The sequence below is a fragment of the Rhodobacter sp. Har01 genome, from assembly GCF_020564565.1.
GTDB lineage: Bacteria > Pseudomonadota > Alphaproteobacteria > Rhodobacterales > Rhodobacteraceae > Pseudogemmobacter.
On record NZ_JAJCTD010000006.1, the window covers coordinates 1 to 14712 of the forward strand.

Here is a 14712-nt window from a genome sequence, read left to right on the forward strand (position 1 = left end):
CCCCCCGGATCCCCCAGCCCAGACCCCGCTTTAATCCAGACTTGTGCCAACCCTGCATCACCAAACAACGGAAAAGACCACCAAAACACCAAATCAACCGTCCCGGAACGCGTGCTCAAGCTGGTCCATCAGCGGTTTTGTCAGGTAGGTCAGAACCGACCGCTCGCCGGTCTGAAGAAAGACCTCCATCGGCATCCCGGGGATCAACTCCACGGACCCAAGGCGTGACAGCTCTTCGGGTGCGACGACCATCTCCACCCGGTAGAAGGACTGGCCGGTGGCCTTGTCCTCGACGCTTGCGGGCGAGATGGCCGAAACCTTGCCGAAGATCTCGGGTGTCGCCCGCATGTTGAAGGCGGGGAACTGGACCTTTGCAATCTGCCCGACGAAGACCTGGTCGATCAGGATCGGGTCGACCCGGGCCTCGAACTCCACGCCTTCGGAGAGCGGCACGATCTGCAGGATCACCGCCTCGGGTGCAACGACGCTGCCGACGGTGGTCACCTGCATCTCGTGAACCACCCCATCGGAGGGCGAGACGATGTCGATACGCTCGAGCTTCTTCTCGACGTTGACGATTTCCAGCAGCAATTCCTCATGGCTGGCGGTGGCTTCGCGCAACTCGGTGACAACCTGTTCCTTGAACTCGCGGTCCACCTGCAGCATCTCCAGCTCGGTGTCCCGGATCGAGTTGCGGATCCGCGCCAGTTCGGCCTGTTGCGTGGCGAGTTCGCCCAGCAGGCCCGCGCGCCGGCTTTGCAGTTCCAGCACCTCGCTTTCGCGGGCAAGCCCGTCCTTGTTGAGCGCGCGGGTGCTTTCCAGATCGCGCTCGATGAAGTCAAGCTGGTCGCGGGTGGCGATGAGCTGTCCCTCGATGCCGTCGATCTGGTTCTCGAACTGAAGGACCCGCTCTGCCAGTTGGTCCTTGCGGCCCTGCAGCACCTCCTGGCGGGCGACGAAGACTTCGGTCTGGCCTGCGAAGTGCTGGTCGAGCGACATGCCCTTCAGTTGCTCCGGCGTTGCCGGGAACTGGATTTCGGGATTGCCAAGATACTCGGCCTCAAGCCGCGCCCTGCGCGCAACGACCTCGGCCAGGCGGCTGCGATAGATGTCGAGATTGACCTGCAGCAGCGTCGGATCAAGCCGGAGCAGCGCGTCGCCGGCTTTGACCATGTCGCCGTCCTTGGCAAAGATGCTGGCCACGACACCGCCGTCAAGGCTTTGCACCACCTTGGGCTTGCCGCGGACAAGAACCTGCCCGGGGGCGATCACGGCGCCGCTGATCAGCGTGGTCTGCATCCAGAAGAAGCCGATCAGGGCAAGCACGAGGCTTGCCACGGCGCCAAGCCGCATGGCCCCGGTCATGCTGGTCTTCAGATGGGGGTCCTGGCCGATGCTTGGTGCGGTCATCCGGGTTGGCCGATCTTCTTGGCCGCCGCCAGGGCGGCCGGGGTGGGCACGGCCGCCGGTGTCGCCGGAGGCGTGGCAAGGCTGGCGGGATCGGTCTGGTCAACCGCCGCGGCGGGAAACATCTTCGCGCGCGCGGCCAGCGCAAGTGGCATCGGTGTCGCTGCCGCAGGTGCCGGCGCGGGGGAAGGCGCCTTGTCGGCGGCCTTGTCGGCGGCCTGGCCTGGTGCAGGGTTCGGTGCGGGGTTCGGGGCCATGCGGATCGGCGTCGTGGTCCGCAGAAGCTCATCCTTGTTGCCGAACTGCAGGATCATGCCCTTGTGCATGATCATCACCTTGTTCACCGTGCTGATGGCGCTTGGCCGGTGCGCCATGACGATCACGACAGCGCCGCGATCGCGCAGCTTCTGGATTGCGGCCGTCAGGGCCTCGTCGCCCTGGCTGTCGAGGTTGGAGTTCGGCTCGTCCAGCACGATCAGCCGTGGTGTGCCATAGATCGCGCGGGCCAGACCCAGCCGCTGGATCTGGCCGCCCGAGAGCGGCTGCGCCGGGGTGCCGATCTGGGTGGAATAGCCGCCGGGCAGGGCAAGGATCATCTCATGCACGCCGGCGATCTGTGCGGCCTCGATGATCTGGCTGTCTTCTGCCTGCAGATCGAAGCGCGAGATGTTCTCGGCGATGGACCCGGGCAGCATTTCAAGCTGCTGGGGCAGGTAGCCGATGTGCTTGCCCAGATCCTCGGGACGCCACTGGTCCAGCGTGGCGCCGTCCAGCCGGACCTCGCCGGCGTCGGGCGTCCAGGCACCGACCAGGATCTTGGCAAGGCTTGACTTGCCGGCCGCGCTGTTTCCGATCACCCCAAGCCCGTCGCCCGGCGACAGGGTGAAGCTGATCCGGTCAAGGATGTTCGGCCGGTCCGACAGTGGTGTCGCCCCCGGCATCAGCTTGGACACCTGGATCACCTGCAGATGCCCCTTCGGCGCCGGCAGCCGGATGTGGTAGCGTTCGGGCGGCAGGTTGTCGAGCGTGGTCGTCAGCCGGCGATGGGCCTCGCGCGCCCGGGCGATCGAGCGCCACTGGCCGATCACCTGATCGACCGGGGCCAGGGCGCGGCCCGCGATGATGGATGTGGCCACGATGGCCCCTGCCGTCACCTCCTGATGGATCGCGAGATAGGCGCCGAGCGTCAGCAGCATGGATTGCAGCAGCAGCCGGAACGATTTGGAGAAGGCCGAGAAAGCCTCGGACCTGTCGCCGCCCCGCTGGGCGCTGGCAAGCCGGGATTCGTGCAGCCGGGTCCAGCGCAGCTGAAGCTTGCTCTGCATGCCAAGGGCGTGCACGGCTTCCGAGTTGCGCCGGACGCGTTCAAGGAAGCTGCGCTCGTTCGACTCCATCGACATCGATTCGCCGATGTGGCGCTGGGTCAGGTACTGGTTCAGGAAGGCGGCAATGCCCACCACCACCGCGCCACCCAGGGTCAGGTAGCCAAGCCAGGGATGGATGAAGAACACCAGGCCAAGGAAGACGGGAATCCAGGGCAGATCGAAGATGCCAAGGACCGCAGGACTTGCCAGAAAGCCGCGGACCACCTCGATGTCCTGCATCAGGTTCTCGCGCGGGCGGTCCTGCAGGTTGGCCGAGCGCATCCAGAAGTCGTAGGATTTGCCGCCCACCTGCATGTCCAGCCGGTAGCTGGCCCGCGACAGCAGCCGCGAGCGCAGGAATTCGTAGAACCCCAGGAAGACATACAGCACGACGACGATGACAAAGAGCCCCTGCAGCGTTGCGACCGAGCTTGAAGACAGCACCCGGTCATAGACCTGAAGCATGTAGATCGGGCCGGTCAGCATCAGGATGTTGATCGCCGCGCTGAACAGGCCGACCAGCAGGAAGGTGTTGCGCAAGCTGCGGATCGCCTGGTGGTAGGGATTGCGTTTCCGGCTCTGGGTCTGGTGCATTCTTGCTGTCATCCTCCGGCATCGCGGCCGTATTCCAGGGTCGCCTGCGGGTCTCGTGATTAACGGGGGAAGGCTGTTTCGGAAAGGTTAACACAAGCCCGGCCGCAACGGAAAATGCTTTGATCCGACCGAAGTCGCCACCCCGCTTGCGGGTGTCCGGCCGTTTCCCGCCGACGTCATCGACCAGGATCGGCCCACGATTCCGTGATACGGAAACCTGGCAGGTGGCGAAGCGCCGGCGATCCGTCCCGGTCAGCTTTCGCGGAAAGCCCGCGAGAAGTAGTCGGTGAACGGCTTGACGAGATAGGCAAAGGGCGTGCGGGGCTGGGTCTGGATATAGGCCTCGACCGGCATGCCGGGCAAGAGCGGCTGGTCCAGCTTTGCCGCCTCGTCGGGCGGGATCGAGATCTCGGCCCGGTAGTAGGTGGCCCCGGTAGCCTGATCGGTCAGCGCATCGGCCGAGACCAGGGCAATCTGGCCGGAAAGTTCCGGCGTCGTGCGGGACGAAAAGGCGGGGAAGGTCAGCTTCACCGCCTGGCCGACCCGCACTTCGTCAATGTGGATCGGCGCGATCTGGGCGGCGATGACCATAGGGCGATCCTGCGGGATGATGTAGACCACCGGATCGGCCGGGCGGATCACGGCGCGCGGGGTGGTCACCAGCAGGCCGAACACCGTTCCTGCGGCCGGCGCGCGGATGTCCAGCCGCGACACCTGTTCCGAGAGTGCGCGCTGCCGCTGGGTCAGTTCCAGCTCTTTCGAGCCGATGTCGCGCAACTCGGTGCTGGCGTCTTCGCGGCGCTGCGCGGTCAAGGCCAGCATCTGCAGGTCGAATTCGGTGATGCGGCCCTCGGCCTGGGCGCGCTCGGCGGCAAGCTGCCCCACCTCGCCGGCCAGCCGCGACTTCTCGCGCTGCAGGGCAAGCACGCGGGACGCCTGCGCCAGGCCCTTGTCGAGCAGCTCTTGCTGATCGGCCAGTTCCTGGTCGATCAGGGTCAGCTGGTCGGTCAGCGCACTTGACTGGGCGTCGATCCCGTCGATCTGCGCCGCCGCCTGCACTTTGCGCTTTTCCAGCTGGTCCAGCGTCCGGGCCAGGGTCTCGGCCCGGGCCTCGAACAGGCGGCGCTGGCCTTCAAGTTGCTCGGCCGCCTCTGGATAGCTGGCCGAAAGCTGCTTGAGGTCTTCCGGCATTGCCATGTCCGGCAGACCGTCGCGCTCGGCCTCAAGCCGCGCCCGGCGGGCCCAAACCTCGGAAAGCTGGTCCTCGATGATGCTGAGTTCGGACCGCAGAAGCGTGCCGTCCAGCCGCAACATGACCGCGCCGGCCAGGACCGTATCGCCTTCGCTGACCAGGATTTCGGCCACCACGCCGCCGTCGGGGTGCTGCACGACCTGGCGGTTCTGCTCGACCTCGACCCGTCCCTGGGCGACGATCGCGCCCGAGATGGTGGTGGCCACCGACCACAGGCCGAAACCGCCCAGCAGCGCCACAAGGGTCAGGCCACCCAGCCACAGCGGACCGCGGGCGCGCAGATGGTCGGGGGGGACCGGAACGGTCAAGACACCCCTCCCGGCCCGCGGGCCCGAACGATGTCGGTATGGTTCTTGACCATCTCGCGCAGCACTTCGTCGCGCGGGCCGAAGGCACGGCGCTGGCCCTCTTCCAGCACCAGGAGCAGGTCGCATTCCTGAATCGCCGCCGGCCGGTGCGCGATGACGATGACGCTGCCGCATGCCGCCTTGATCCGCCGGATGGCGGCGTTCAGGGCCAATGAGCCGTCGTTGTCGAGGTTCGAGTTCGGCTCGTCCAGCACCAGCAGGACCGGGTCGCCGTACAGCGCGCGGGCCAGGCCCACCCGCTGGATCTGCCCGCCCGACAGCTGCCCGCTGGAAGGCGACAGCCGGGTGTCATAGCCCTTGGACAGCCGCAGGATCATGCCATGCGCATCGGCGGCCTGCGCGGCGGCGACCACCTTCGCGGGGTCGGGGTCCGGGGCAAGCCGGGCGATGTTCTGGGTGACGGTGGCGTCGAACAGCGTCACGCTTTGCGGCAGATAGCCGATGTAGCTGCCCAGGGTGTCCGGGTCGTATTGCGCCAGCTCGGCGCCATCCAGGCGGATCCGGCCGGCGACAGGGCGGATCGCGCCCACGATCGCCCGGCCCAGCGTCGATTTGCCGGCGCCCGAGGGGCCGATGATTCCCAGCGCCTGGCCGGGCTCAAGTCGGAAGCCGACGTTGCGCAGCACCGGGGCCGGGTTGCCCGGCAACAGGACCGAGACGCCTTCGGCCTCAAGCAGCCCTTTCGGGCGCGGCAGGACGGTGCGCGCCGGGTCGAGCGGCTGCAGCGACAAGAGCTGGACCAGATGTTCGCGTCCGTCGCGGGCGCGGGTGAACAGCGCCCATTGCCCGATCGCCTGTTCGATCGGCGCCAGGGCCCGGCCCATGATGATCGAGCCGGCGATCATCGCCCCTGCCGTCAGTTCTCCGCGCAGGACAAGCCAGGCGCCCAGTCCCAGGATCGCCGATTGCAGGAACAGCCGCAGCGTGCGGGTGGTGCTGCTGAAGGCGCCCGACAGATCGGAGCTGGCCATGCCGGTGGACAGCGCCTCGGTCCGGGCGGCGGACCAGCGGCGGAAGGCGGCGTCGGTCATGCCAAGGGCCCGCAGCAACTCGGCCTCGGTCTTCAGGCGGTCGGCCATCTGTTCGGCGGCGACCGAGGCGGAACTGGCGCGCAGGATCGGCGCCTTGCCCAGCCTCTGGTTGACCAGGGTCAGCACCACCAGCACCGCGCCGCCCGCAACGGCAAGCCAGCCCAGCATCGGATGAAAGACGAAGATCGCGGCCAGGAAGACCGGGGTCCAGGGCATGTCCATCAGGGCAGCGGCGATGGGCGAGGACCAGAACTGCTGCATCGCCTGCAGGTCACGCTGCGCCGAGAGCGCCAGCGGGTCGCCGGGCACGGTGCTGGCCCGGGTCAGCGCCGCCTCGAACACGCGGCGGTCCAGCCGGGCCTGCAGACGCGCCCCGATCCGGGCCAGCAGGCGGGCGCGGGCATGGTCCAAGAGCCCCATGGCGAGGAACAGGAAGACGACCAGGATCGACAGCGCGACCAGCGTCGGCTCGGACCGGCTGGCCAGCACCCGGTCATAGATCTGCAGCATGTAAAGCGGGCCGGTCAGCATCAGCAGGTTGACGAAGATGCTGAAGATCAGGGCGGCAACCAGCAGCCCGCGCGATTCCCGCTGGACCCGCGCCAGTTCGGTCCGTCCGGCGGCGGACCCGCCCGCTGCTGCGCCAAGGGGCGTCATGCAAGACCCTTCATCACATCGTCCCGATCCGCTGGCGGCCCGGTTCCGGCATCGCCGCGCTCTTGCGCCTTGATGCTCTGAAATCACCAATTCGCAAAGAACAAGTTGAGGATCGACGCGAAGCGAGGGATCGCGGCACCGAATGGCCCGATCGGCCGTCTAGCCGCGCTTGTCGATTTCCTGGGTGATCGAGAAGATCGCGGTGCCCAGGGCGCCGCCCTTCTTCATCTCGCCCAGGATCACCGTGGTCTGCTGGCCCAGGTCATCGGTGATGATCCATTGCCGCAACTCCACCGGGTCGGCGGTGAAGACCAGCTCGATGGTGCCGTATTGGGGGTTCTCGGGGTCTTGTGCCTTGACCCGGGTCGAAGTGCCGTCGGCGCGGTGGCCCACCACCATCTTGGCGCGGGAAAGGTCGATGTTCTCGGCCAGGATCAGGTTCAGCGGCGTGCGCTTCAGCGGGTATTCCTCGGGCGGCTGGTTCGACTTGCCGTCGAAGATCGCCACCTTGCCGGCGCTGGCCAGCACCAGCGACTTGTCTGGCGGTGCGTATTCGAACCGAACCCGGCCCGGCCGCTTGATCAGGATGCGCCCGGTCGAGACCGAGCCGTCGGAATTGACCTGGGTGAAGTCTGCCTCGACGGTGGTCAGGCTGTTGAGGTATTTCGACAGGGTGCCCAGCGACAGTTTTTCGGCCAGCGCGGGCTGACCAAGCGCCAGAAGGGCAAGCGGGGCGAGGATGGCGGTGCGACGGTTCATCCTGCCTATATAGGCGATGCCGCCGGGGCGCGGAATCCCCCCGGCCCGTCAGATCGCGGTTTCGTGCCGGCGTCGTGATCAGCCGAACTGGCCATGCGGCCCATAGTCGATGGTGCGCGGCGGAATCAGCTTCGGCTCGACCTCATACAGGGCTGGGGTCTGGTCCTCGCGGTCGATCAGGTCATAGGCCAGTTCGATCAGCCGGTGGCTGTCCTGGCGCACCATGTGCACCGGGAACTGAAGATAGGCCGCGAAGGGATCGTAGTCGTAGCAGCCGATCGCAGTGCCCTCCACCGCCTCGGGCGGCAGGCCGACCAAATAGCCCAGCACGCCCTCGAAAGCGGTCAGCGAGTTCACGAACAGCCCCGCCGGCAGGCCGCCCAGCCGGTCGCACAGCGCGGTGATCTCGTGCTTGGCGCGCAACGGCGAGTAGCCGCAGGCGATGATCTGTTCCGGCGCCGGGGGGTGGCCGGCCTCGGCCAGCACATCGCGGAAGCCCTCGATCCGGCGCGAGGTGGCATAATCGGTGGCAACGCCGCCGATCAGGTAGATTCGCCCGCGCGGTGTGGGGTCACCCGTCATGTCGGCCAGAAGCTGCCGGGTCAGCCGCGCCGCGCCCTGGTGGTTGTCGGAGATCACCGAGGGCGCGCCGGGGCCGGGCAGGTCGACGAAGACATGCCGCAGGCCCGCGGTGCGGCACAGCGCAGTGATCGCCTCGGGGTCGGTGGCGCCGGCGATGAACAGGTAGTCCACCGCGTAAGAGATCAGGGTGCGGACGATGCGCAGCTCTTCGTTGCGGTCGCGCATGCTGCTGGCGATGACCGGCACCAGGCCGCGGTCGCGGGCGAAGGCCTCGAAGCTTTGCGACATAGACGAGAAGAAGCGGTTGTCGTGGATGGGGATCACCATCCCCACCAGCCCCGACCGCGCCTGCCGCAGCCCGCGCGCCTGCATGTTGATCGAGTAGCCCTGCTCGGCGGCGATGCGGCGGATCTCCTCGACCCGCGGCTCGGAAATCCGCCGCGATTTCCAGTTCTCGGACAGCGCCGCCGAGACGGTCGAAGGCGAGGCCCCCGAGAGCCGCGCAATGTCATGGATCGTGGCCTTGCGGGGCGGGACGGTCATGTGGGGTGCGCATTGCTGTGGAAGATTCCGCTTGACGATTCTAAGGGCGATGCGGCTTGATACGCAATATCGATTGTGCAGACCTTGGCGCCTGGGAAAGAGAGGCGCCGATCCGGCAACCTGGCGGAAGGCAAGGGCCCCTTGGGCCGGGCTTTTCCCTCTGGTTGCGCAATCGATTGCGCAGTTTCACCGCCAGCAAGGCGGATCATGGGAGGAAGACATGAAAAGACGGACCTTCGGCGCGCTCATGGCGGGCGTGGCGCTGACTGTGGGCCTGGCCGGCGCAAGCTTCGCCCAGGACAAGCCCACGATGGGCGTGGTGGTGAAGATCGGCGGCATCCCGTGGTTCAACGCCATGGAAGCCGGCATCAAGGAGCAGGGCGAGGCGCTGGGCGTCGACGCCAGCATGATCGGCCCCACCAGCGCCGACCCGGCCCTGCAGGTGCGCGCCATCGAAGACCTGATCGCCAAGGGCGTCGACGTCATCGGCGTGGTGCCGAACGACGAGGCAGCGCTTGAGCCGGTGCTGGAAAAGGCCCGCGCGGCCGGCATCAAGGTCGTCGCCCACGAAGGCCCCGGCCTGAAGAACGTGGACTGGGATTTCGAGCTGGCCTCGGCCCAGGGCTTTGGCGAAACCCACGCCAAGCTTCTGGCCGAAAAGATGGGCGGCAAGGGCGAATACGCGGTCTTCGTCGGCAGCCTGACGGTGCCGCTGCACAACGCCTGGGCTGACTTTGCCATCGCCTACCTGACCGCCAACCACCCCGACATGAAGCTGGTCGGCGAACGCTATGGCGTCGCGGAATCGGTGGACGACAGCCGCAAGACCGCGCTGGACCTGATGGCCGCGCACCCGGAACTGGGCGGCTTCCTGGGCTTTGGCAGCCAGGGCCCGATCGGCGCCGGCCGCGCCATCGAGGAACAGCGCAAGGTCGGCAGCGTCCATGTGATCGGGCCGTTCTCGCCCGGCCAGGGCCGCGACCTGGTGAAATCCGGCGCGATCTCGGGCGGCTTCATGTGGAACCCGAAAGAAGCCGGCAAGGTCTTCGTCACCATGGGCAAGATGCTGGTCGATGGCACCGAGATCACCGACGGCATGGACATCCCCGGCCTTGGCCCGGTGACGCCCGACGTGGAAAACCGCGACATCATCACCACCAACCTGGTGCCGATCAACGCGGAGACCGTGGACAGCCTGGCCGACATGGGCCTCTGATCACCCGTGACCCGGGCCGGAGCAGGCGCTGCTCCGGCCCGTCTTCATGCCTCGGGGGAAGACATGACCTTGTATCAGACGGCGCTCGATGAGTTGGGCGGGGTTTTCGCGCGGCTGGACGATGCCGCGGTAGACCGGCTGGTGGAACGGCTGGCGCAGGCGCGGCGGATCGTCGTGTTCGGCGGCGGGCGCGAGAAACTTCAGATCATGGGCTTTGCCATGCGTCTGTTCCACATGGGGCTGGACGCCGCCGTGGAAGGCGACATGACCACCCCCGCCGTGGGCAAGGGCGACGTGTTCCTTGTCACCTGCGGCCCCGGCTGGATTTCCACCGCCGAGGCGCTGATGCGCGTGGCCCGCGACGCCGGCGCTGAGGTGCAGTTCATCACCGCCCAACCCGCCGGCCGCTGTGCCGCGCTGGCCGATGGCGTGCTGCTCTTGCCGGCGCAGACCATGGCCGACGATCAGGGCACTGCCAAGACTTCGGTCCTGCCGATGGGCAGCCTGTTCGAAGGTGCCCTCTTCGTGCTGTTCGAGGTGATGGTGCTGAAGCTGAAGGCGCGGCTGTCGATCACCGCCGACGCCATGCGCGCCAACCACACCAACCTGGAATGACCGCGCCGTGACGAGTGCGCCTGCCATCCACCTGCGTCATATCTCCAAGGTCTTCGGCGGGGTCAAGGCGCTGCAGGACGTCGATTTCGACGTCGGGATGGGCGAGGTGCATTGCCTGGCCGGCGAGAACGGCTGCGGCAAGTCCACCCTGATCAAGATCATCACCGGCGTCTACCAGCCCGAACCCGGCGCCGAGATCGAGATCTTCGGCCAGCGCTACGCCCAGATCACGCCCACGGTGGCCCGCAAGGCCGGCATCGCGGTGATCTGGCAGGACTTGGCCCTGTTCGCCGAAATGACGGTGGCCGAGAACATCGCCTTCGAGGCGGTGCTGGGCAACCGCCCCCGCCGCGTCCGCCACGCCGAAATGCGCCGCGACGCGACGGCCGCGCTGGACCGGCTGGGGGTGCATCTGGACCTTGATGCGCGGCTGGGCACCCTGCCCATCGCCGAGCGCCAGATGGTCGCCATCGCCCGCGCGCTGGTGGGCGAGGCGCGGCTGATCTTCATGGACGAACCCACCGCCAGCCTGACCCAGACCGAGACCGACGCGCTTCTGTCGGTCGTCCGCACCCTGTCGGCGCAGGGCGTGACCGTCGTCTTCGTCAGCCACCGCCTGGCCGAGGTGCTCGAGATCGCCAACCGCGTGACGGTGCTGCGCGACGGGCGGCTGGTCGGGGTCTATCTGGCCGAGGGCATGACCCAGACCCGGCTGACCGAGCTGATGACCGGCAAGACCTTCGACCAGCACGTCGCGGCGCAGGACACCGCCGCAAGCGAGCCTGTGCTCGAGGTGCAGGGTCTGACCCGCAAGGGCGAGTTTCGCGACATCAGTTTCGCCCTGCGCCGGGGCGAGGTGCTGGGCCTGACCGGCCTGATCGGCGCCGGGCGCACCGAACTGGCGCATGTCCTCTTCGGTATGACCCGGCCGGATGCCGGCACGGTCACGCTGGACGGCCGCCCGGTCCGGTTCCGCTCGAACCGCGACGCGGTGGCGGCGGGCATCGCCTATGTCTCGGAAGACCGCCTCGCGCTGGGCCTGATCCAGCCGCAGTCGATCTCCGACAATGCCGTGCTGGCGGTGTTGAAGAAGATCACCGGCGGGGCGGGGCTGCTGTCGGATGACCGGCAGGAAGGTCTGGTGGCGCATTGGGTGCGCGAACTGGGCGTCAAGATCGGCAAGCCGGGCGATGCGATGAACACGCTTTCGGGCGGCAACCAGCAAAAGCTGGTGCTGGCCAAGTGGCTGGCGACCCAGCCGAAGGTGCTGATCCTGGATTGCCCCACGGTGGGCGTGGATGTGGGCGCCCGCGCCGGCATCTTCCGCATCGTCCGCGATCTGGCCGCCCAGGGCCTGGGCATCCTGCTGATCTCGGATGAGGTGACCGAGGTGCATTTCAACGCCGACCGCATCCTGCACATGGCCGGCGGAAGGATCGTCGGCGAATACGATCCGCGCCAGACGCGCGTCGAGGAACTGGAGGCCGCGGTCTATGCGTAACTTCCTGCGCAGCTACCCGTCCGAGGCCAAGCTGCTGGTGGTGCTGCTGATCCTGTGCACCCTGCTGGCCTTCCTCACGCCCGACTTCCTGACGCTGGTCAACCTGACCAGCCTTCTGAACAACAACTCGGTCAACGTGATCTGGGCGGTGGGCCTTCTGGTGGTGCTGATCGCCGGCGGCATCGACATCTCTTTCGCCGTCGCAGCCTCGGTGGTGCAATACATCTGCGTCTACGTCTTCGCGGCCATCGGTGGCGGCAACTGGGCCATCGGCCTGATCGTCGCCGGCGGGCTGGGGATGAGCCTTGGCCTGATCAACGCCTTCCTGATCCACCAGTTCCGCATCATCTCGATCGTCGTCACCATTTCCACCTTCAACGCCTTCTTCGGGCTCTTGATGTTCATCACCTCGGGGCGGTTCCTTTATAACCTGCCGTCCTGGTGGTCCAAGGCCGTCTACCTGTGGGAAAAGGAAACCCCGCAGGGCTGGGCCGACATCCGGCTGCCGGTCGCGGTGATGGCGGTCTGCATGGTGGCGACCTGGTTCCTGATCCGCCACACCACCACCGGCCGCCAGCTTTACGCCTTTGGCGACAACCCCGAAGGCGCGCGGCGGGCGGGCATCAGCATCGGCCTGATGCAGGCCATCGCCTTCGGCTGGTGCGGCATGATGGCGGGCATCGCCGGGCTTATGCAGGCCAACATCACCAAGGAAGTGGTGCCAATGGCCCTGATCGGGCGAGAGCTGGACGTGCTGGCCGCCGTGGTGCTGGGCGGCGCGCGGCTGGGCGGCGGGCGCGGCAGCATCCTGGGCTGCTTTCTGGGCGTGGCGCTGGTCGCCGTCACCCAGAACGGGCTGAACCTGCTCGGCGTCTCGCCCTATGCCTTCAAGATGGTGGTCGGCGCCATCATCCTGCTGGCCATCTCGACCTCGAACCTTGACCTCGCGCGCCTTGTGACGCCCAGGCGGAAGGGCCGCGAATGACCCTGCTCCAGCGCATCCGCACCGGCGCCGGCCCCGAGGTTCCGGGCCTTCTCGCCTTCCTCGCCGTGGTCATCCTGATCTTCAGCCTGACCGCCGACCGCTTCCTGTCGCTGGCGAACTTCGGCTCGATCGCCTACCAGCTGCCCGAACTGGGCCTGCTGACGCTGGCGATGCTGATCCCCATCATCAGTGGCGGGTTCAACCTGGCCATCATCTACACGGCCAACATGGCCGGCCTCACGCTGGCCTGGGTCTTGAACCAGAACGGCGGGCCGGAGGCCGGGGTCTGGCCCTTCGTCTACGGCTCGGTGCTGGCGCTGGGCGTGGGTGCCACGGCCGGCGCGGTGATGGGCGCGGTGATCGCCTATATCGGCGCGCATCCGATCCTGGTCAGCCTTGCCATGATGATCTTCCTGCGCGGGTTGGGAGAATTCCTGACCCGCGGCGGCGACATCTCGGGCTTTCCCGACTACCTGGCCTTCCTGGGCCACGGCGCCGTCTTCGGCATCCCGGTGCCGCTGATCCTGTTCCTGGTCTGCGCGGTTCTCTGGCACATCCTGCTGACCCGCACCCGGCACGGCTTTGCCGCCCGGATGATAGGCTCGAACCTCAAGGCAACGGCCTATTCGGGCGTGCACGTCAAGCGCACGCTGGTGCTGATCTACACCCTGTCGGGCGTGATGTGCGCCATCGCCGGCATCCTGATGCTGGCCCGCTTCAACTCGGTCCGCGTCGGCCATGGCGAGGCGCTGCTACTGGTTACCGTGCTGGCCTGTTTCCTGGGGGGCGTCGACCCCTTCGGCGGCTTTGGCCGGGTGGCGCCGGTGGTTCTGGCGCTGATCGTGCTGCAGGTGCTGTCGTCGGGCCTGAACCTGCTGGGCGCCAACCAGCACCTGTCTACCGCCGTCTGGGGCCTGTTCCTGGTGGGCGTGATGATCCTGCGCTGGGGCGCGGGCAAATGGAAAGAACGGCAGAAAAGGGAGTAGGCCATGGAAGGCTTTGGCGTTCACACCAGCATGTGGACCATGAACTGGGATCGGGCGGGGGCCGAACGGACCATTCCCGCGGCAGCCGAATACAACATGGATTTCATCGAGATCGCACTTCTGAACGCGCCCGCCGTGGATGCGCCGCATACGAAGGCGCTTCTGAAAAAGCACAACCTGCGCGCGGTCTGCTCGCTGGGCCTGCCGCAGAAGAACTGGGCCTCGGTGAACCCCGAAGGCGCTTCTGCGCATCTGATCCAGGCCATGGACGTGGCCGCCGCGATGGGGGCCGAGGCGCTGTCGGGTGTCACCTACGGCGGCATCGGCGAACGCACCGGCGTGCCGCCGACCGAGACCGAGTATGACAACATCGCCCGCGCCCTTTGCGCCGCCGCCAAGCACGCGAAAAAGCTGGGGATCGCCTTCGGGATCGAGCCGGTGAACCGCTACGAGAACCATCTGGTCAACACCGGCTGGCAGGCCAAGTGGCTGATCGAGAAGGTGGGCGCAGACAACATCTTCATCCACCTCGACACCTATCACATGAACATCGAGGAAAAGGGTGCCGGCAACGGCATCCTCGATGCCCGCGACTACCTGCGCTACATCCACCTGTCCGAAAGCGACCGCGGCACGCCGGGTGAGGGCACCTGCGACTGGGACGAGATCTTTGCCACCCTTGCGGCCATCGGCTTCAAGGGCGGGCTGGCGATGGAAAGCTTCATCAACATGATGCCGGAACTGGCCTATGGCCTTGCGGTCTGGCGTCCGGTGGCGGAAAGCTTCGAGGAGGTGATGGGCAACGGCCTGCCCTTCCTGCGCAACAAGGCGAAGCAGTATCGCCTGATCTGA

12 protein-coding genes are annotated in these 14712 nt (G+C 67.0%); 6 read left to right on the forward strand and 6 right to left on the reverse strand.

From position 1 onward, the window contains the following. Positions 1-93: 93 nt before the first annotated feature. The 6 genes from LHP98_RS14500 to LHP98_RS14525 all read right to left on the reverse strand — a co-directional run bounded on the left by LHP98_RS14500 (position 94) and on the right by LHP98_RS14525 (position 8557). Positions 94-1365 (reverse strand): HlyD family type I secretion periplasmic adaptor subunit, encoded by a 1272-nt coding sequence (locus LHP98_RS14500; protein ID WP_227253266.1) that lies wholly within the window; start codon positions 1363-1365, stop codon positions 94-96. 41 nt (positions 1366-1406) lie between these two features. Beyond that, complete coding sequence (locus LHP98_RS14505) at positions 1407-3365, reverse strand: type I secretion system permease/ATPase (protein ID WP_227253267.1); 1959 nt, start codon at positions 3363-3365, stop codon at positions 1407-1409. A 252-nt stretch (positions 3366-3617) separates the two neighbouring features. Then, positions 3618-4925 carry an HlyD family type I secretion periplasmic adaptor subunit gene (locus tag LHP98_RS14510; RefSeq protein WP_227253268.1) on the reverse strand — a complete coding sequence of 436 codons (1308 nt, stop codon included), beginning with the start codon at positions 4923-4925 and terminating at the stop codon, positions 3618-3620. Continuing rightward, the gene (locus tag LHP98_RS14515) at positions 4922-6673 is read right to left on the reverse strand and encodes a type I secretion system permease/ATPase (protein ID WP_227253269.1); all 1752 of its coding nucleotides are present in this window, start codon (positions 6671-6673) and stop codon (positions 4922-4924) included. The genes LHP98_RS14510 and LHP98_RS14515 overlap by 4 nt, the downstream gene beginning before the upstream one ends. A 159-nt stretch (positions 6674-6832) precedes the next feature. Continuing rightward, positions 6833-7432: a LolA family protein gene (locus tag LHP98_RS14520; protein WP_227253270.1), complete on the reverse strand. Its 600-nt coding sequence runs from the start codon at positions 7430-7432 to the stop codon at positions 6833-6835. A gap of 78 nt (positions 7433-7510) precedes the next feature. Beyond that, positions 7511-8557 (reverse strand): LacI family DNA-binding transcriptional regulator, encoded by a 1047-nt coding sequence (locus tag LHP98_RS14525; protein WP_227253271.1) that lies wholly within the window; start codon positions 8555-8557, stop codon positions 7511-7513. Between the two features lie 220 nt (positions 8558-8777). Here LHP98_RS14525 and LHP98_RS14530 point away from each other — a divergent pair, with 220 nt between their 5' ends. The 6 genes from LHP98_RS14530 to LHP98_RS14555 all read left to right on the forward strand — a co-directional run bounded on the left by LHP98_RS14530 (position 8778) and on the right by LHP98_RS14555 (position 14712). After that, positions 8778-9773 carry a substrate-binding domain-containing protein gene (locus LHP98_RS14530; RefSeq protein ID WP_227253272.1) on the forward strand — a complete coding sequence of 332 codons (996 nt, stop codon included), beginning with the start codon at positions 8778-8780 and terminating at the stop codon, positions 9771-9773. Between the two features lie 63 nt (positions 9774-9836). Further along, positions 9837-10388: an SIS domain-containing protein gene (locus tag LHP98_RS14535; protein ID WP_227253273.1), complete on the forward strand. Its 552-nt coding sequence runs from the start codon at positions 9837-9839 to the stop codon at positions 10386-10388. Positions 10389-10395: 7 nt separating this feature from the next. Beyond that, positions 10396-11889 carry a sugar ABC transporter ATP-binding protein gene (locus LHP98_RS14540; protein ID WP_227253274.1) on the forward strand — a complete coding sequence of 498 codons (1494 nt, stop codon included), beginning with the start codon at positions 10396-10398 and terminating at the stop codon, positions 11887-11889. After that, complete coding sequence (locus tag LHP98_RS14545) at positions 11882-12874, forward strand: ABC transporter permease (protein ID WP_227253275.1); 993 nt, start codon at positions 11882-11884, stop codon at positions 12872-12874. The genes LHP98_RS14540 and LHP98_RS14545 overlap by 8 nt, the downstream gene beginning before the upstream one ends. Next, positions 12871-13860, forward strand: coding sequence for an ABC transporter permease (locus tag LHP98_RS14550; RefSeq protein ID WP_227253276.1), 990 nt, complete (start codon positions 12871-12873; stop codon positions 13858-13860). The genes LHP98_RS14545 and LHP98_RS14550 overlap by 4 nt, the downstream gene beginning before the upstream one ends. Before the next feature lie 3 nt (positions 13861-13863). Beyond that, positions 13864-14712, forward strand: a complete 849-nt coding sequence (locus tag LHP98_RS14555; RefSeq protein ID WP_227253277.1) for a sugar phosphate isomerase/epimerase family protein — start codon at positions 13864-13866, stop codon at positions 14710-14712.